The following is an 18,392-nucleotide window of genomic DNA, read 5'->3' as shown; positions in this document are numbered from 1 at the left end:
CCGCAGGCTGCATCTCATGGCAAGTGGCGCATGCATTGTGGCTGCGCTTCCGTCGGCTCCACTGGGGCGACCGCCATCGCGTGCCTCACTCGCCGCCCGTCACCGTAGGCGGTGCCGCATCGCCTACGGCGTCGCCCGCTTGCGGCTGCTGGGCGGCCTGCGCCGGCTCCGCCGGAGTGCCTGCCGATGACGGGGCGTCCTGCTGCTGCCGGGCCCGCATAAGCTTTTGCTTCATCTCGTCGCGCTTCTCGCGCTTATCCTTCAGCGAGTGGTGCTCGGCATCCAGCTGATACAGTTTGCGCCGGCCGATCCGGCGCAAATTTTCCGGCACCAGGTTGAAATTTTCATCCTTGATGAGCGAAATGATGCCGGTGCTGGCAGGCTCCTTCTCGATGCCGTATATTTCGTTGAAATATTCATCGGCGCGGCCGGGGATATAGCTTTTCGGCTCGGGGTACCCGACAATGACGCCTTCATAGTTGCGGAGAATGACTTTGTCCTGGCTTTGCGAGATCAGGTAGTTCGGCTGGAGCGCGATCTTTCCGCCGCCGCCTGGCGCGTCGACTACGAAGGTCGGCACCGCATACCCGCTCGTATGGCCGCGGAGCGCTTCAATAATTTCAAGCCCTTTGGAGACCGGCGCGCGGAAGTGCCCGATCCCTTCGGATAAATCGCACTGGTAGATGTAATACGGTCGCACGCGGATTTTGACCAGCTCATGCATGAGCTTCTTCATAATATGCGAGCTGTCGTTAATGCCTGCGAGGATTACGGATTGGTTCCCGAGCGGAACGCCCGCATCCGCCAGCATGGTACACGCTTTCTTCGCTTCATCCGTCATTTCGAGCGGATGGTTGAAGTGGGTGTTCAGCCAGATCGGATGATACTTCCTCAGCATATTGCACAGGTTCTCCGTGATCCGCTGCGGGAATACGACGGGAGCCCGGGTGCCGATGCGGATAATTTCGACATGGGGGATTTCCCGCAAATTTTTCAAAATATACTCCAGAATCGTGTCGTTGATCAGCAGCCCGTCGCCGCCCGAGAGCAGCACGTCGCGAACCTCCGGCGTATTGCGGATGTAGGCGATCGCGTCGTCCATCTGCTTCTTCGGCACGCCCATCCCGACTTGGCCGGAGAACCGGCGCCGCGTACAATAGCGGCAGTACATGGAGCATTGATTAGTCACCAGGAACAGGACCCGGTCCGGATAACGATGCGTCAAGCCTGGCGTCGGCGAATCCTCGTCTTCATAGAGCGGATCCTCAAGGTCGTACTTGGTCTTCAGCAGCTCCGCAGAGATCGGAACCGACTGCAGCCGAATCGGGCAGCGCGGATCGTCGGGATGCATGAGCGAGGCGTAGTAGGGTGTAATATTGAGCGGAATGGTTTGCGTAGAAATGTGAACGCCCATCTCTTCATCCGGGGTCAAATTAACGACTTGCTTCAGTTCGTCGAGCGTCTTGATCGTATGGGTCAGCTGCCACAACCAATCGTTCCACTGCTCATCCGTCACGTCTTTCCATAACGGCACCTGCTTCCAATGCCTTTTGCTGCTAAGGGGCACCTTGTCCGTGCCGTTATCATTTGTCATGCTCATGAATGGCGCACCTCCACGGATTATCTTCTTGCCCCTTTACATGCAAGAAGCGTGCCAGCTGGCAGCTCCGGGCTCGCCGTCAACGCAAAAAAGGCTCCTGCCCGATAAATGGCGGAAGCCAACGCACACGCCTGGCTATGGTTTCCTTGTAATGCCGTACCGGTTCAGCTTATACTGCAGCGCCTGGCGCTTCATCCCAAGCTCCTGCGCGGTCTGGCTAATATTGTAGCCATTGCGCTGCAGCGCCAAAGCTATCGCTTCGCGCTCCATCTGCTTCATCCGTTCCGGCAGCCTATCGGCCGCGGTATCGGCATCATCAGGATGGCTGCTTTTGCCCCGATCCGCAACTAGACCGGCGGGCAAATGCCGCTCCTCGATCAATTCCTCGTCGATTTCCGCCATATTGAACGCGGATTCGATCGCATGCCCCAGCTCACGGACGTTGCCGGGCCAGCTGTAGGCGGTCAGCCTGTTCAGCGCGGAAGGGGAGATGCCTCTGATCTGCAGCCCGAACACGGGATTCAGCTTCTCGATGAAATGATTCGCGAGCAGCGGGATATCCTCCGCCCGGTGCTGAAGCGGCGGCAGGTCGATCTTCACGACGCTGAGCCGGAAAAATAAATCGTACCGCAGCAATCCTTCTTGCAGCGCTTGAGAAGGATCCATGTTCAGCGCCGTTATGATACGGACATCCGCTTGCTGCTCATAGGTGCCGCCGATGCGCCTTACCATGCCGTCCTGAAGCACGCGCAGCAGCTTCGCCTGTAAATAGATATCCAGACTGTTCAGCTCATCGAGAAACAACGTGCCGCCGCTTGCCTGCTCGAACAGCCCCGCCCGGTCAACCGCTCCCGTAAACGCGCCGCGTGCGGTACCGAACATAATGCCTTCCAGCAAATCAGCGGGCACGGCAGCGCAGTTTTGCGCGATAAACGGGCGGTTGCGCCTTGCGCCGGCATTATGAATGCTTTGCGCGAACAATTCTTTTCCGGTGCCCGTTGGACCGCAGAGCATAACGGGCGAGACGGTGCGCGACGTTTTCTTCGCAAGCGCAAGCGCTTCTTGGAAAGGCTTGCTCTTGCCGATGAGATCGCTGAATTCGTAGCGGGCCGTCCCTTTATTCTTGTTCTCCTTCTGCTTGGATTGGTACAGCTGATGCCGCAAATCCAAGATCTGATCATGCAGCTGGACGATGCTCGTAATGTCTTTGGCGACCTCGAGCGCGCCGACCAGCTTCCCGTTATCGTAGATCGGATAGGTGCTGTTGATCGTCATGATCCGTTTGCCGGTCACATTGAAATAAGTCTGGATATGAGCGGGATGCTGTTCGCCCGTTTGCAGCACCTTCTCGAGCGTACTCGTTTCCTGCGTCAGCGAAGGATAGAGATGCAGTATATTTTTCCCCAAGACCTGCTCACGGTCCAGTCCGTCAATTTCAGCCATTTTATCATTGTAGAATACGGTGTTGCCCGCCCGATCGATGAAATGAACGCCGACATCGACGGTATTCAAAATGTGCTCGAAATAGTCGGACACGATGCGATTTCGATTGGACACCCTGCGTTCGCCTCCATGCCGTGCCGCGGATAAGTTCCTTAGTGAACGCTATGCAAAAAAGTTGACCGCCATGCAGAATAATCATCACCCGGACTGGAACCTAGCATAATCTGTAGGAAGGTGGTGATGAAAAATGGATTTCTCGCTAGCTGCATGGATCACGTATACGATGTGGGCTATTTTTGCTCTGATGATCGTCGACTTCGTAATTGCTTTCTCCAGAGGGTTCTGGAAAGGATCTTTCGATACGACCTTCCTTCCATATCTGAAGGATATTCTGTACTATATACTGCCGCTCAATTTCATATTGTCGATGGTAGCAATCGACCCGACCAAATATACACTCATCGTACTCTTCTTCATAGGAGGAGCCTCCGTTGTAGTCAAATATATAATGGACATTATCGGAAGGTTCAAAGAATGATCGAATAGGAACGCTGTTTAGGGGCTGAAAGGGGGTGCCCCGGACGGCCTCTTTTTCCCGTGTTAAGTTTAGGCTATAATTGGGAAGTCACGTCTGCAAGCGTAATCATCCTATCATTTTCGGAAAGGCAAGGTGCGGTTTATGAAATTTAGCGAGTATCAGTACGAGCGGCCGGATGTCCTAGCGTTCGAGCAGAAGTTCAAAGCCGATCTGGAAACGTTCCTATCGGCGCAAAGCTATGAGGAGCAGGATCAAGCCATGACCGCGCTGAACAAGCTGCGGAGCGAATTCGACTCCATGGCGCAAATCGCGAGCATACGCCACTCCATCGACACCAATGACGAGTTTTACAAAGCGGAGCAGGACTTCTTCGATGAAAGCGGTCCGGTCGTGCAGGAATACATAACGGATTACTATCGCGCGCTTGTCGGGTCCAAATTCAGGACGGAGCTGGAGAAGCAATGGGGGCGTCAGCTGTTTCAGCTTGCCGAGCTCTCGTTGAAGACGTTCAGCCCGGAAGTCATCGAGGATCTGCAGCAGGAAAATAAATTGACGACGGAATATTCGAAGCTGATCGCTTCGGCCAAAATCCTGTTCGAAGGCGAAGAGCGGACGCTCGCGCAGCTGGGCCCTTTTCAGCAGTCGAAGGACCGGGACATGCGGAAGCGCGCAATGGAAGCGTCGTCCGGCTTTATGGCACAGCATGAAGCGTCATTCGACCGGATCTACGACGATTTGGTGAAGGTGCGGACGAAGATCGCGAAGAAGCTGGGCTTCGGCAGCTATGTGGAGCTTGGCTACGCGCGGATGAGCCGGACCGATTACAATGCGGAGATGGTGGCGAACTTCCGCAGCCAGGTGCTCGAGCATATCGTGCCGGTCGCTTCGAAGCTGAAGGAAGCGCAGCGGCAGCGTATCGAAGTTGACCAGCTTCTGTATTATGACGAGAATTTCGTGTTCAAGACGGGCAATGCGACGCCGAAGGGCGATCCGGAATGGATCGTGAATAACGGCGAGAAGATGTATGCGGAGCTGTCGCCGGAGACGGACGCCTTCTTCCGGTTCATGCAGGACAATGGCCTGATGGATCTCGTCGCGAAGAAAGGGAAGCAAAGCGGCGGTTACTGCACGTATATGAGCGAATACAAAGCACCGTTTATTTTCTCCAACTTTAACGGCACTTCAGGCGATATCGACGTGCTGACGCACGAGGTCGGCCATGCGTTCCAGGTCTACGAAAGCAGGGACTACGCCGTGCCGGAATACAGCTTCCCAACCTATGAGGCGTGCGAAATCCATTCCATGAGCATGGAGTTCTTCGCATGGCCGTGGATGGATCTCTTCTTCAAGGAGGAAGTGGACAAATACCGGTTCGACCATTTGGCAAGCGCGCTCATCTTCATCCCATATGGCGTGACGGTGGATGAATTCCAGCACTTCGTCTATGCGAATCCGGACGCGACGCCGGCCGAGCGGAAGCAGGCATGGCGCGAAATCGAGCGCAAATATTTGCCTCATCGCAATTACAGCGATAACGCGTATTTGGAGCAGGGCGGCTTCTGGCATAAGCAAGGCCATATTTTCAACAGCCCGTTCTATTACATCGACTACACGCTCGCGCAAATCTGCGCGTTCCAGTTCTGGAAACGGATGCACGAGGATCGTTCTGCCGCGTGGGCGGACTACCTCAAGCTATGCCGTCAAGGCGGAAGCCAGTCGTTTACGGAGCTCGTCAAGGTTGCGGGGCTCATCTCCCCCTTCGAGGATGGCTGCGTCGCATCGGTCATCGGAAGCATCGACAGCTGGCTGAACGAAGCGGCTGCTAATGTAGAGTAACCATATAAAAGGCTGTCGAGACGGTTCTCGACAGCCTTTATTGTTAAGCATTTGTTGGCTCCTTTCGCACAAGCGTGACGATCCAAAGGATCAGAGGAATCCCGATTGCGCAAACCGGAATGACGATTAAGCGCCACAATTTTTGCAGCAGCTCAATCGTGTTTTCGTTCGGAATGACCGTGGCAATGACGAAGATCAGCGGCGCGCTGAACCAAACCAGCTTCCGCCAATTGGCGATCCGGGCACTGCGCGCCATTTCAGAGCTGGTGAGGAACAAATAGAAGGACATTTTCGCAAACACGCCGAACACCCAGATGAAGATGACAAAAATATCTAAGTTTTGGATGAAGTTGAAAATGTCGATGGTCCGAACCAGCATGAAGTACGGAAACCGGAGTTTAGCCGCGACATTGGGACCGAACACGAGCAGGACCATAACCGTGGAGGCAAATACGAAGATGACCGACGCGGCTACCCCCAGTAAGGATGCGGACATCGCTTTGCGAGGTTTATCCAAATAAGAGACGATAACCAGCAGCATAAACGATTCCCCGAAGAACGAAGCAGGCGGATAGGAGGCCTCCGCAATCGCCCTCCACCCGGAATCGGCGTAAAAAGGTTTTATATAATGCCATTCAATATTGAAGAGATTGAGCAGGAAGCTGACAATGAGCGCCGCGACCGTAATCGGTCCGGCAATTTCGCAAAACCTTCCGATCCCGCTGAGGCCGCCGTTTAAGGTCATGTAGATCATTAAGGTTACCATCAGGAGCATGATGATCCAAACGGGCGTACTGTCCAGCAGGATGAGGTGGACGAAGTCGGCAAAGGTCCGGAGCACGTCGCCCGCAAGAATAAACCAGGCCGTCAAATACGGCAAGATGGCCAATTTTCCCAGCCACCGGCCAAGCAGCTTCTGGCTAAACTCGGCCAAGCTTTCATTGGGATGCAGCATGCTCAGATGAACGACGAGAAAGGTGATGGCGAACCCCATCAATCCGCCTGCAAGCATGGAAAGCCAGGCATCCTGTCTCGCTGTCGTAATGGCAGGCGAAATGCGCAGCCAAACCGCCATCACGATCTCGATAGTGGCTACGATCCAAAACAGCTGTATACGAGTCAACTTCACAAGTCTTTTCAACTCCTACCTGTAATCACCTTAAGTATTCGCCTACAGCATACTGTCAATGGCTGAATTCGTCTGGCCTGGATCCTTGCATTTCAGCTCGACTTTGACGGTAATGCGAAGCCGGGGGAACATGGCGTTCCACTTCGGACGGAGCGTCTTCCAACGATTGGGGTACTCGCGATGAATGAATTCCCCGAATCCGAAAATATCCGTGTTGTATTGTTTTTGAACCTTGTCCACCAGCGCTTGGACCGCCTCTTGCGTCGCTTGGCTAAGCTCCTTCTCAATCCGCTTCAGATCGTTGTTCTTCGTAGGATTCAGCGACGTGTTGTTCTCGGTGATGATGCCTGCGCCTTTCAGCATGACGGTGATACGGGGCTGATCCTGCAGGTCGACTTGAAGCTTCTTGCTAAGCGATTTTGCGTTTAGACTGAGTTCTTCGTTTCCTGGCGATACGGGAGCGGTGATGGATAAACCGGTTTGCCGCCCTATGATCCAATTCGCATAAGCGGATTCTTTGGCGTTCAAGTAGCCCACCAATTTCAAATTGTCATCCTTGTTTAAAATGGCTGAGCCGGCATACCGATATCGATTGCCCGGCGTTAAGGCAACCGCAGGCAATAACGGCTGCATCGCCTGGCTGAGCGCATCCGAAAGAAATTGCCGGTAGTAATAAGGCTTCATGCCGACCGCGATTTGTTCGCGAACGAGAATGGTGCTGATATAGGGATCGAAAGTCGGTTCAACGGACAGCACGTCCTTCGCCAGTCCGCCTTTCACGACAAGGATGCTGGAGCGCATTTCCGATTTCGGATTTCGGATGAACATATCCGTCAGGCTGCCGACGCCGTTCTTCGCGAGCCGTTCGCCGATGAGAATCGTTTGGCGATGCGCATAGAACAGAATGCGCGGCAGCTGTGCCTGCAGGTTCTGTCCGGCATCCATCACGTTTTTGCCCGTACCGCTCACGACGACGAAGCTTTTTTTGCCGCCGCCGCCGCCGCCGCCGTTCTCGCCGCCGCTGAGCGCCGCGGGCACCGCGATTTGAGAGGCGATCTCCAGCTGGCCCTCGTCGTTTAAATCAAGCCCTGCCGCGATAATAAAGGCAAGCTGATCCGGTTCTCTCAAATTCCAGCAGCCTGTCGTAACCGATACCAGGAGCAGAATGATCAAACAAACGTTTAGGGTTCTGTTCATGTTCGATCAGCCCCGTTTTCCGATGGATTCGCGGAAACCAGCTTCCTTGGCCAGCGGAGCAAGATATTTTTGATCTTACCCAAGTCGATCGGCGTCACCGGCGTCAGATAAGGCGTTCCGAACGGCGTTAGCCCTATTAGATGGATGAGAATCGCGATGATTCCGAGCGCAATGCCAAACAGCCCGAATAAACCGGATAGAATCAGAAGCGGAAACCGAAGCATCCGAAACGGAAAACTGAAGCGATACATGGGAATGACAAACGACGAAATTCCGGCGGCCGATACGACGATGACGATCGGGGCGGAAATAATGCCGGCTCTTACCGCGGCCTCTCCGATGACCAAGGCGCCGACGATGCTGACAAGCGGCCCGATCTGTTTCGGCAGACGGATTCCGGCTTCCCGCAACGCTTCGAACATGAATTCCATCAAGAAGATTTCGATAATCGTCGGAAACGGCGAAGCTTCTCTCAGTCCCGTGATGCTTAACATGAGCTTAGGAGGAACCATCTCCGGGTGATAATTGGTCAGCGCGATGTAGATGGAAGGAAACAAAATCGAGAAAACGGAAAAAATGTACCGAATCCAGCGATTCATCGATGCAAACAAAAACCGCTCGTAAAAATCGTCCGGAGCTTGCAGGCCCACCCAGAACGTCATCGGAGCGAGGATGACGTTGGGCGTCCCGTTCGTCAAGACGGCCACTTTTCCTTTCATGAGACCTGCGGAAACGATGTCCGGTCGTTCGGTGATGACCATTTGCGGAAAAGGAGAGTAGTGGGTGTCTTCGATTGACTCCTCGATATAGCTGGATTCCAGAACGGCATCCAGCCTGATCCGATGGATGCGCGAACGGATTTCATTTACGACGTTAGCTGGCGCTATCCCTTCGATATAAGAAATGACCACTTCGGTTTTGGTTAATCGCCCGACTTCAACGGACTCCATTTTCAGATTGGAAGTCGATACGATTCTGCGCAGCATCGTCGTATTCGTCCGCAGCAGCTCCGTAAAGCTTTCCCTTGATCCGCGGAGCGCCGCTTCATTCGACGACTCTTCGATGCCTCTCGTTTCGAATTTGGTGCAATTCAAAAGGACGGCGCAATCCTCGCCATCGGCCAAAATGGCGGCATTTCCCTTCATAATGCGGTCCTCGATCTCGCTGCAATCCGTGAGCTTCTCGCTTTGCATGACGGCAAAAAGCCCTAGATCGCACATTTGCGCAATGCTGTCGATTGTACCGAGGCCTTGAGGCAGGCCGTCATATAATAAGGGTTTCAGGACGTTGGTCGTCATGACGTCCGTATCGATCATGCCGTCAACATAGATGAGCAGCAGCTTGGTACCGCCGTTTATGGTCAGCTCGCGAAATTGGATGTCCGAACAGTGCTGGAATAGGTTTCGGAAGAGGAGCTCATTCTCCTTCACGCTCTTGCCAACGTTCATAGCCGTCCTCAGCTTTCTATTTCAGGTAGTCATGTTAGGATTCCCTTATTTACAAAGATTACCCATCCTTATAACAACAAAGAGCCGCGAATATCGCGGCTCTTCGTTATGCTCTTTTCTCCGCGGCCTCCAGCCAATGCGATGGGCGGACAAGTGAAGGAGGGAGCTTCGTGCTGCCGTTTCCTTTAGCCGAATTGATCTGGGCTTGGGTCAAAAAGATGGCCGTCGTCAAATCCGCGCCTCGCAAGTCGGCGTCACGCAGATCCGCGCCGATCAGATCCGCGTCCCGTAGATCCGCTCCGCGCAGATCAGCGGCAATCAGGTAAGCGCCTCGTAAGTTCGCCGCCCGCAGGTCGGCTTGCTTGAGCTTGGCACCGATCAGATCGTCGCCTCGTCCGTAGGCTTTGCCTTTAGCCGGCTTATGACGGCGGCGCGCTTCCGATCTCGCGAGCTCGCTTGCTTCGAGCAGCAGCGTATTGACGCCGGCCCGGTGCGCGGCAAAATCAAGCTTCAGCAGGGCATCTGGGTGCAGCTCCGTATACGCTTCTGATTGCGTTAGCGCATCGCTAATGGAGTCGCGGTGCTGCTCTGCCAACGCAGGCAATCCCATTGCTTCGTGCAAATACCAGATCAGCTCATGCAGATGACGCATGATCGGGAAAACCTCGTACATGCGCGCCGCGGATTCCGGTGCCTGCCGCCAATCTCTTCCCCCAAAGGTGATTTGCGATACCTTCTGTCCGGCGCCAAAGCAATCATAGACCGTGCAGCCGCGATATCCGCGAACCCGAAGCTGTCCGTGAATGCCGCACCGGAAATCCGACTGCAAATTGCCGCATGGCTGACCGGCGCTTTTGTCGGTCGCAAAATCAACCGATGCCGCGTAGGGCAGCGCAACGCAGCATAAACCGAAGCAGCTTTCGCAATCGGACTGCAAATAGTCGGCCGTTCGTTTCACCAGGATTCATCCTTCTTTCCTGCGACTTCCTCAGTTCCTAATCGTAAACCCCTGTAACGGCTGCGTCAACCGCTATGCAAGGGCTCTCAGCCGATCACATACACTAGTTCTAAGCATTACTGCCGGCTGGAGGGAGAGGAATGGAGCTGCTGGAAATGATCGGGGAATTCATTGCCGAGCTGTTTTCGGAAATTGCGGTATGGTTCTTCGTTTTTAGCTCATGGATGTGGTTTGCAGTGTCCGGCGTCAGCTGGACGCTGTTTGGGTTATTTTTTCATGGAGACTTGATGTTTTATATTTGCATCGGATTTACGGTATGGTGGTTTATCACGCTATGTATCCCGAGGGAGACAAAGGAAAGGCTCTGGTAACTATTCCTCATAGATCATTTTGCGCGTCATGCCGCCATCGACCACGAGATTCGTGCCGGTCACGAAATCATTGCGCGGATCCGTCAAGTAGAGGCAGGCTCTGACGATGTCGTCCGGCTTGCCGACGCGCCCTGAAGGATGCTGCTCATGGTCCTCTGTCCGCAGCTTCGAATAATCGCCAGTCTCGATCCAGCCCGGACTGATGGCATTCACTCTAATCCGATCCGGTCCCAGCGAGAGGGCGAGCGCATGCGTTAAGGACAAAATTCCGCCTTTCGAGGCGGCATAGGCTTCCGAATTGGGCTCGGACATCAGCGCCCGCGTCGAAGCGATATTGACGATCGCGCCGCCGCCGGCTCTCATCAGCTTGGCTGCTTCGCGCGAACACAGAAAATTGCCCCGCAAATTGGTATTGACGACGTAATCCCATTCCTCGACGGTCAGATCATACACCGACTTCCAGATGCCTAGTCCGGCATTATTGATCAGTACGTCAAGCCGGCCGACGCTTTCCTTCAACTCATTGAAGCATGAGGCGATCGCTTGCGCGTCGCTTAAGTCGAGCGTTCGGCAGACCGGCGGCTCGCAGCCAAGCCTATGAATCCGTTCTGAAGTTGCGGCAATCGCTTCCGCGTTGCGATCGACTAGAATCAATGAGGCGCCATGCTGGGCATAGGCGATTGCGATTTCCCGGCCGATTCCGCTCCCTGCGCCGGTTACCATGACGACTTGATTTCGATCCTTCATTCCCATGACCTCCTTTTCTTACTTCTACTGTATACGCCTTGAGACTATCAATGTCAATCGATAGCCCTGATATTAAACAGCTGCCGGTATCCGGCAGCTGTTTTGTGTAGAAGATTGGAATTCGGAACCAAGCCGCGTTACACGGAAACGCTTTTAAAAGCAGCCATAATTGGGCATATTTGTAAGATTACCGGAGTCATCGGACGATAGTGAGGGCATTCATTCAATGGATCACATTCTATTAGTCACAGGCTTCTTTATCCTAATCGTGACGTTTTTTGCGACGGAGAAGAGTCTGCATCTGCTTGAGTTGATATTCGGGTGGTTGCTTGTCGTCATCCTGCATGACGCCTATTTCACCCTTGTATCCTTAAATTTGAAGATGGTTGTCCCTTCCATGCGGCTGTCCGATTTTTTCGTGCGCATCTTTGCGCATAAGTTCATCACGCCAACGATCGTCGTTTGGGCGGTAGATCTCATGAACTCGAGCCGGTTGGCACGGCATAAGTGGAGCTGGTATTTGTTCTTTACCGCTTTATTGATCCTATTGAACATGATGCTAAGGCGGCTGGATATCTTAAAGGATGCATCGATTTGGGAGCCGTGGGTAACTTTTTCGAAAGCGCCGCTTCTGATCGCGGCCGCTTGGCTGGCCATGCTGGCTTATCGCCGTGTGCTCGGGAAGGATGGGGCTTTGCATGAGTTTCGTTGAGTTTCTGATTCAGAAGAAAAACGTGTTATTCACGTCTGCCTGCTTGATTGTCGCTTATACGATAATTTGGAGGCTTCGCAAAGCGCTTCCTGCTTCCGTCAGCATGATTATGATGCTGTTCAGCTTGGATTTAGCGTTTAGTCTGGATAATACATTGGGCTTGCCGCCATTCGATTTCTACAATACGAACATCATCCCGTCCTTCAACGGTCCAGATGCGCTCACGTTGCTGCTGTACCCTGCATTCGGCTTTTTGTTCACCTATTTCTATTATCGCTTCCGAATCAGCGGCGTCGCCATCACCGGCTATATCCTGCTGTGGGCTGTGCTCGGGGTATGTTTCGAAGCGTTGAACGTTCAGTTTGACGTCTTTCAATATAAAGGGTGGAGGCTGACTTATTCGTTTTACATTTACCTCCTCGTCCAAACGCTGATGGTGCTCATGTACAATTTCATTCGAGAAACGTTCGTCAGAGCCAAATCCACCACGAACATGAGGAGCAAGAGCCAATGGCACGCAGGCAGCAAGCGTTACTGAGCCTAGACGGATTATCCTGCCTGCGCTGGCAAGATCCCAAAATCATCGTTTGGTGGTCCATCTCATTCCCGGGCTTCGGCCATTTCCTGCTGCACCAATTCATACGAGGGTTTATATTGTCGGCGTGGGAGGTAGTCATTAATACGCTTGCTCATGTGAATGAAGCGGTCGCGTACTCCTTCAGCGGTCAGTTTCAGAAGGCTATTGACGTGTTGGAGCCGAAATGGCTGTTTGCCTATGCCATCGTTTATTTGTTCGCCATCTGGGACAGCTATGTAAAAGCGATTGACTCAAACCGGATGTACCACTTGGCAAAGTTAGAAAACGCCCGCTTCAAGGCGAATCTGATTAAACCTTGGAACATTACGAATATCAGTCCTAAACGTCCCGTTGCGGCCATGGCATGCTCCTTTTTCTTCCCCGGACTTGGCCAGTTGTACAACAACAGGATCGCGCTTGGTTTTTACGGCGTGTTCTGGTGGTTCACTTATATGACGATGTCACATTCCCACGAATCCGTCTTCTTGATCTTAACGGGCAAGCTAACCGAGGCGAATGCGATTCTGGAACCGCAATGGCTGCTCTTCATGCCTTCCGTCATTGGCGGAGCCATGTATGACGCTTATATGTCCGCGCGCGATCATAACCGTTTGTTCCGGCTTGAACAGAAGCGGTTCCTCTCGGAGCGTTATCCGCATTTCCGTCTACACTTGTTTGGAAGGGAGAAGGAGCCAGTTGTTGATCATTAGTACCTTTGAACATTCCATCGAGGTAGAGCAGGCGCTCGCCGTGCTTGAGGAGATTGGCGTGGAGCGGTCTTCGATCATGACGGTGATGATGGATAACAACGATGAGCGCATCGACAAAAGCGCGACCAGCCATCCGAACAAAAAAACGATGGCATTCGAATTCGGCATGGCCACGGCTACGGCGATGAGCGTCTTTGGCATCAGCTTCGGCTTTATTGCTCACTGGGGGCCGCTTATTTGGGGGCTTCTGGCAGCGGGAGCGGGATTTTTCGCGGGCTATACGATCACTAGGCTCATGCAATCCCGATACTTTAAACAGGTGTTCCGCGTGAAAGAGCGGCTGCCGGAGATTGCGGTCCTGATCAATTGCGAGGAGAACCGGTTTCATGACGTGCAGCGCGTGCTTTGGGAGTACGAAGCTTTATCGGTAGGCACGATTCATGCGTAACAGAACGAAGGCACCCCAAGAATGGGGTGCCTTTATTAATGTCGTCACTGCTGCTTTAGCAGCTTTAACAAAACCGACAGCGGGGTGGAGGCGGGCTCCATTTCAGTTATGCCGTAAAGATCGCTCCAGCTGTAAACGACAAGGAAGGGCAGCATTCCGATCGCAAGGATGGCTATGACGAAACCGATCACCAATAACCGCAAAGCTTTTCCTGTGTTCATTGACGTTCATCTCCCAGTTTTGGCTTGTCGATCATCCGCTCCTTTTATTTTTATGCCGCTGGAAAGTAAAACTGGATTTATTTTTTGATAAAACTAACGTTAACGTAAGCAATCGGTGCTATAATCAATCCAGCAATCGGTCACGTATGTGGTCCGAATGGCGCAAAGCAACTACGCTCGCGGCCTTGCCGCGAGTTATCAAGGAGACTTATATAACGATGCAAGACCGCACTGTACTATTCAAGCTATGTGCCGTATCGCTGCTTTGGGGCGGCAACTATGTTGCCAGCGCCTATATGCTGCGTGATTTCTCGCCGATTTATTTGTCCTTTGCCAGGTTAGTCGTCATGTCGCTCTTTCTGATCAGCGTTGCTCTGGTCGGCCAATCCGTCAGGCGTCCGACTATTCGGGAGTTCTGACTGCTGATGCTAGCCGGCATTACCGGCACGCTCATCAACCAGCTGTTCTATTTCACCGGCTTGCAGCATTCGACGGCCGGCAATGCCGCACTCATTATCGCGTTATCGCCGATTGCGACGACGCTGCTGTCCCGTATGTTTCTAAACGAAACGATGTCGGTGCAAAAAATATCAGGTGCCTTGGTCGCGCTTGTCGGCGTAGTCTGTATTGTGCTGTATGGGGGCAAGGAAATCGGAATCTCCAAGGGGGACATTTACTTGCTCGCGGCGATGCTTGGCATGTCGGTCAGCCTGCTGTTCATCCGCAAATTGACCATTACACTGACTTCTTATGAGGTGACGATCTATTCCACGGTCATCGGTACGATCCTCATGACGCCGGCAGTAGGCGTCGAGGCGTGGAGCGGACATTTGCACGGAAGCCACCGTTTGTTCGTCTGGGTGTTGTTGGTTGTCGTAGCGGTAATCGGTCAAGGATTAGCCGGGTTCTGGTGGAATCAGGGCATCGCGGTTGTCGGCGCATCGATGAGCGCGATGTTTATGAACATACCGCCTTTCGTTGCCATCGTGGTGAGTTACTTCGTCCTCGGAGACCCGATTCATGCGGCGCAAATCGCAGGAGGCGCGCTCATCTTGGTCGGCGTGGCGATCACGAATTTGAAGCGCCGCACGCCGCATGCAAGACCGGCAGGCTTGGACGTAAACGGGTAAAGCGAGAGTGGCTTTAAATGAGGTTCCGGTTCCCTGATAGGAGGCCGGAATTTTTTGCGGAAAGGCGATTGACAGGAAACCAAATGGTTGTATATAATCGGATTCATAAAGTGAAACCAAATGGTTTCGTATTAAACGACATTTATCGAAATGAGGGTATTGTTTATGCTGTTAAGCGAAGTAAATTACGGGGCGGTTGCGGTAACGGGCGTACTGTCATTGGTACTGGGCTTTCTATGGATGGCCGTCATCTGGAAGAAGCCTTATCAACGGGATATGTACGGTAAAGTAGCCGGCCCGGACGAACCGAGCAAGGCGACGAAGATTCAATCCTTTATCATCTACATTCTGGTTTCGTTCATCACATCGATTGCGTTTTCGGTATGCTTGCAGCTGTGGAAAGCCGGCGGACAGGCCTTCGGCTATGACGGCGATTCGCTGGCCGGCGCGTTCTGGTTCACGATGCTGCTCACTGCCGGCTATACGCTGCCGTTCACGGTCGGCAAGAAAGTTTGGCAGTTCAAGAGCTGGCTCGTAGTTGCCGTGGACACATCGTATGAGGTTGTGCGCTTTACGATGCTGCTGCTTATTTTCTGGTTCTGGAGCTAGTCCTGCATTCATCCTGACGGAAACCCGGTCCTGCGTAGTTGTACGCGCGGCCGGGTTTTTTATTTAGGGAGGAATCAATTCACCATAAATAGGCATATCTGGCATCAACCCGCATACGATTAGGCGAAGAATGCGGGGAGAGGGAGGATGCTGACATGGCCGCGAACGAACAGCAGCTGGTGCAAATCGCCTTGGCGAACATGCCAAGCGGTGCCGAGCTGATGTTGATCAACCCGTCCGCCGCTTATGCGGCGGTGTGTGCAGCGGATTTAAACGGTGACCGAATGCAGGAAATTGCCGCGGTTTACCGGTTTCGCAGCCAGCTTCATCTGATGGTGCTGCAGGCTCGAAACGGCGTTTGGGAGAAGGCCGCGGAAGCGAAAGGGCCGGGATACGGCGTTTCCCGGCTTACGGTCATGCCGGTGTTAAGAGCCGGGCGGAACAACTTGATCGTCGGCTGGCAGCTCAATGAGCAGTGGTCGAAGCTGTCGGTCTATGAATGGTCTAAGGAAGGACTGCGGGATGTTGCGCCGTCCGGCATGAGCTACAGCTATTTGGATGCGATCGATATGCCCGGTGACAATGGCCAAGACGGAAAGGCGGAGCTTGCGCTCTGGCTTCAAAACAGCGGCGAATCTTACCGGATCGAGGTGCTGAGATGGCAAGGCGGCGCTTTCGTTCCGGCGCAAGACGTTTACAGCTATTATTTTCCGCATGTCGTCCGCTATTATGAGCGATTAGTATGGCAATATCCGCAGTATCCGCTCTATTGGTACTGTCTCGCGGACGCGCAGTACCGCGCCGGCTCGCCGGAGCCCGCGCTCGTTTCCGTCCATCAGGCGCTGGCGTTTGCCCAGCCGACTCGGGAGACGCTGCTTGAGCTGGAGCAGAATATCCGGGATGTGCTGGAGCCGGTTCGCTCGCAGCGTGTAGTGGAATTGTTCCCGGCATCGCTCAAAACCGTGGACGGCATGAAATGGGGCTATATCGACAGCAAAGGAAGCATGGCGATACCGCCGCGCTTCGACGATGCAAGCGATTTTCAGGACAATGATCTTGCCGTAGTGGCCGAGAATAGGAAATATGGCGTTATCAATGCCTCCGCGCAATACGTCGTTCCTCCGAAATACGACTCGATCGGCCAATTTTCCGAACATCGGGCGGCCGTTATCGATCATCAAGGCTTCAAGCTGATCAACGAGAGCGGTACGGTTCTGACCAATCGGGCTTATCCGTATATCGCCGACATGAAGGGCGGAAGAGCCGTCTTCAATGACACCGTAAAAGATAGCAGCGGCCAGGATACGTCGAAATACGGCTATTTGGATTTGCAGGGCAACCCCGTTATTTCTGCGCAATTTGAAGAAGCGAATGATTTTCGCGATAACCAGGCGCTTGTCAAAGTGAAAGACAATGAGTACGCTTTGATCGGGCCTGATGGGCGCAAAATCCACACGTACTCCCCCTATATGGTCGTAGGCCCGCCTGGTGACGGGCTGCTGTCCTTCGTCAAAGAGGCAGGCGGAAAAGCCGGATATATGGACGAACGGGGCAACGTCGTCATTCAACCGGCCTATTCCACCGCGATGCCGTTTGAAGACGGCAGGGCCATCGTCAACACCTCCGAGGATTACCGGAACAATTACGGCGTCATCAACAAACAGGGAACGTATATCGTTAAGCCGGAATATAACGATGTCCGAAACCTGGGAAGCGGGCGCTTTGCGCTCGGCCGCGCGATCAATAAGGATCAGCCTTACCTTGGCTCGAACTTTGCCATTGCGGATTGGGACGGCCGGCTGCTAACGGACTTTGTCTACACTGATGTTTTCGATTACAAGGACGGCGTCGCGTCCGCTTCGGATGGGAAGCAGACCTATTTCATCGATACCTCCGGCAAGCCGGCGCCCGGCTTTCCGCGTGTCGACGGAAGCGGTATCCTTACACTGGAGCACGGGGGCCTCATCAAGTCTTATGTCGATCTGCGTCTTTCCTACCTGGACCGCGCAGGCCGCGTCGTTTGGCAGCAGAACACGGTCATCCCGCTAAAGCAGCCTTACTATGTGAAGGAGGAAAAATATAAGCCAAACCGGGATTACCTGGTTTACTATCCTCAGGTAGAAGGCATGTCGGACGAAGCCGCCAAACGGTCCGTCAATACAAAGCTGCGCGAAATGTCGCAAGTGAAGCCGATCCCGCCGGACACGAAGCTCGAATATTCGTACACAGGCGACTTTGAGGTGGCATTCTTCAAGCAGCAGCTGCTGGAGCTTGAACTGATCGGTTATAACTATCCATTCGGCGCTGCCCATGGCATGCCGACCAGGGTGTACGCGATTATAGACCTGTCGACCGGCCGTATGTATGCGCTGAAGGATCTTTTCAAACCGGGAAGCGATTATGTGAAGGTGCTCAGTGACATCGTCGGGAAGCAGATCAAAGAAGATCCGCAATATTCCTACGTGTTCCCGGACGCTTACAAAGGCATTCGCCCGGATCAGCCGTTCTATGTGACGGAGGATGCCCTGCATCTCTATTTCGAGCCCTACGAAATCGCGCCGTATGCGGCCGGGTTCCCGACGTTCACGATTCCGTTCGCCGAAATCAGAAGCATCATTGATACGGATGGCGCCTTCTGGCGTTCGTTCCATTAAGGTGTGACAGGCCGCGTTATGCGCGGCCTTTTTTCTTTTGTTCCCGGACGCTTTGTACTAGAAT

At 53.5% G+C, this 18,392-nt stretch carries 18 protein-coding genes and 1 pseudogene; 11 read left to right on the top strand and 8 right to left on the bottom strand.

Annotation, left to right across the window (positions count from 1 at the left end):
• Nucleotides 1–85 precede the first annotated feature (85 nt).
• Together kamA and DL346_RS11420 are read right to left on the bottom strand one after the other, a co-directional pair.
• On the bottom strand, nt 86–1,594 hold the full coding sequence (kamA, locus tag DL346_RS11425) for a lysine 2,3-aminomutase (RefSeq protein ID WP_112883071.1): 1,509 nt from the start codon (nt 1,592–1,594) through the stop codon (nt 86–88).
• A gap of 141 nt (nt 1,595–1,735) precedes the next feature.
• Nucleotides 1,736–3,157, bottom strand: a complete 1,422-nt coding sequence (locus DL346_RS11420) for a sigma-54 interaction domain-containing protein (RefSeq protein WP_112882253.1) — start codon at nt 3,155–3,157, stop codon at nt 1,736–1,738.
• Between the two features lie 133 nt (nt 3,158–3,290).
• Between DL346_RS11420 and DL346_RS11415 the strand changes: the two genes are divergently transcribed.
• Complete coding sequence (locus DL346_RS11415) at nt 3,291–3,581, top strand: hypothetical protein (protein WP_112882252.1); 291 nt, start codon at nt 3,291–3,293, stop codon at nt 3,579–3,581.
• Between the two features lie 141 nt (nt 3,582–3,722).
• Nucleotides 3,723–5,417, top strand: coding sequence for a M3 family oligoendopeptidase (locus DL346_RS11410; RefSeq protein ID WP_112882251.1), 1,695 nt, complete (start codon nt 3,723–3,725; stop codon nt 5,415–5,417).
• 43 nt (nt 5,418–5,460) lie between these two features.
• Here DL346_RS11410 and DL346_RS11405 read toward each other — a convergent pair whose 3' ends face one another.
• The 4 genes from DL346_RS11405 to DL346_RS11390 all read right to left on the bottom strand — a co-directional run bounded on the left by DL346_RS11405 (nt 5,461) and on the right by DL346_RS11390 (nt 10,149).
• On the bottom strand, nt 5,461–6,546 hold the full coding sequence (locus tag DL346_RS11405; RefSeq protein ID WP_165822480.1) for a GerAB/ArcD/ProY family transporter: 1,086 nt from the start codon (nt 6,544–6,546) through the stop codon (nt 5,461–5,463).
• A gap of 42 nt (nt 6,547–6,588) precedes the next feature.
• Entirely contained in the window at nt 6,589–7,743 is a 1,155-nt protein-coding gene (locus tag DL346_RS11400; RefSeq protein WP_112882249.1) for a Ger(x)C family spore germination protein, read from the bottom strand.
• The gene (locus DL346_RS11395; protein WP_112882248.1) at nt 7,740–9,191 is read right to left on the bottom strand and encodes a spore germination protein; all 1,452 of its coding nucleotides are present in this window, start codon (nt 9,189–9,191) and stop codon (nt 7,740–7,742) included. Before DL346_RS11395 ends, DL346_RS11400 begins: the two co-directional genes overlap by 4 nt.
• A gap of 106 nt (nt 9,192–9,297) precedes the next feature.
• Entirely contained in the window at nt 9,298–10,149 is an 852-nt protein-coding gene (locus tag DL346_RS11390; RefSeq protein ID WP_240633133.1) for a pentapeptide repeat-containing protein, read from the bottom strand.
• 140 nt (nt 10,150–10,289) lie between these two features.
• Here DL346_RS11390 and DL346_RS11385 point away from each other — a divergent pair, with 140 nt between their 5' ends.
• Nucleotides 10,290–10,520 (top strand): hypothetical protein, encoded by a 231-nt coding sequence (locus tag DL346_RS11385; RefSeq protein ID WP_112882246.1) that lies wholly within the window; start codon nt 10,290–10,292, stop codon nt 10,518–10,520.
• Here DL346_RS11385 and DL346_RS11380 read toward each other — a convergent pair whose 3' ends face one another.
• Nucleotides 10,521–11,273 (bottom strand): SDR family NAD(P)-dependent oxidoreductase, encoded by a 753-nt coding sequence (locus DL346_RS11380; protein ID WP_112882245.1) that lies wholly within the window; start codon nt 11,271–11,273, stop codon nt 10,521–10,523.
• A 220-nt stretch (nt 11,274–11,493) separates the two neighbouring features.
• Here DL346_RS11380 and DL346_RS11375 point away from each other — a divergent pair, with 220 nt between their 5' ends.
• The 4 genes from DL346_RS11375 to DL346_RS11360 are packed head-to-tail and all read left to right on the top strand — an operon-like array spanning nt 11,494 to nt 13,714.
• Complete coding sequence (locus DL346_RS11375) at nt 11,494–11,979, top strand: hypothetical protein (protein WP_112882244.1); 486 nt, start codon at nt 11,494–11,496, stop codon at nt 11,977–11,979.
• Nucleotides 11,966–12,517 (top strand): hypothetical protein, encoded by a 552-nt coding sequence (locus DL346_RS11370; protein WP_112882243.1) that lies wholly within the window; start codon nt 11,966–11,968, stop codon nt 12,515–12,517. Before DL346_RS11375 ends, DL346_RS11370 begins: the two co-directional genes overlap by 14 nt.
• Nucleotides 12,490–13,266: a hypothetical protein gene (locus DL346_RS11365; RefSeq protein WP_112882242.1), complete on the top strand. Its 777-nt coding sequence runs from the start codon at nt 12,490–12,492 to the stop codon at nt 13,264–13,266. The genes DL346_RS11370 and DL346_RS11365 overlap by 28 nt, the downstream gene beginning before the upstream one ends.
• On the top strand, nt 13,253–13,714 hold the full coding sequence (locus tag DL346_RS11360; RefSeq protein ID WP_133257520.1) for a hypothetical protein: 462 nt from the start codon (nt 13,253–13,255) through the stop codon (nt 13,712–13,714). Before DL346_RS11365 ends, DL346_RS11360 begins: the two co-directional genes overlap by 14 nt.
• Nucleotides 13,715–13,758: 44 nt before the next feature.
• Here DL346_RS11360 and DL346_RS29050 read toward each other — a convergent pair whose 3' ends face one another.
• Nucleotides 13,759–13,935, bottom strand: a complete 177-nt coding sequence (locus tag DL346_RS29050) for a hypothetical protein (protein ID WP_165822479.1) — start codon at nt 13,933–13,935, stop codon at nt 13,759–13,761.
• A gap of 146 nt (nt 13,936–14,081) precedes the next feature.
• Here DL346_RS29050 and DL346_RS29465 point away from each other — a divergent pair.
• The 4 genes and pseudogenes from DL346_RS29465 to DL346_RS11340 all read left to right on the top strand — a co-directional run.
• A pseudogene (locus tag DL346_RS29465) lies at nt 14,082–14,555 on the top strand (DMT family transporter); the annotation flags it as partial.
• Nucleotides 14,556–14,564: 9 nt separating this feature from the next.
• Complete coding sequence (locus DL346_RS29460; RefSeq protein WP_420849567.1) at nt 14,565–15,065, top strand: DMT family transporter; 501 nt, start codon at nt 14,565–14,567, stop codon at nt 15,063–15,065.
• 165 nt (nt 15,066–15,230) lie between these two features.
• Nucleotides 15,231–15,674 (top strand): DUF1761 domain-containing protein, encoded by a 444-nt coding sequence (locus DL346_RS11345; RefSeq protein ID WP_165822477.1) that lies wholly within the window; start codon nt 15,231–15,233, stop codon nt 15,672–15,674.
• Nucleotides 15,675–15,829: 155 nt separating this feature from the next.
• On the top strand, nt 15,830–18,328 hold the full coding sequence (locus tag DL346_RS11340; protein WP_112882237.1) for a WG repeat-containing protein: 2,499 nt from the start codon (nt 15,830–15,832) through the stop codon (nt 18,326–18,328).
• Nucleotides 18,329–18,392 lie beyond the last annotated feature (64 nt).

Origin of the sequence: Paenibacillus montanisoli (assembly GCF_003268025.1) — a bacterium.
Taxonomy (GTDB): Bacteria; Bacillota; Bacilli; order Paenibacillales; family Paenibacillaceae; genus Paenibacillus_Z; species Paenibacillus_Z montanisoli.
The sequence above is the reverse complement of the archived record's forward strand: the minus strand, read 5'-3'. Positions and strand labels throughout refer to the sequence as shown.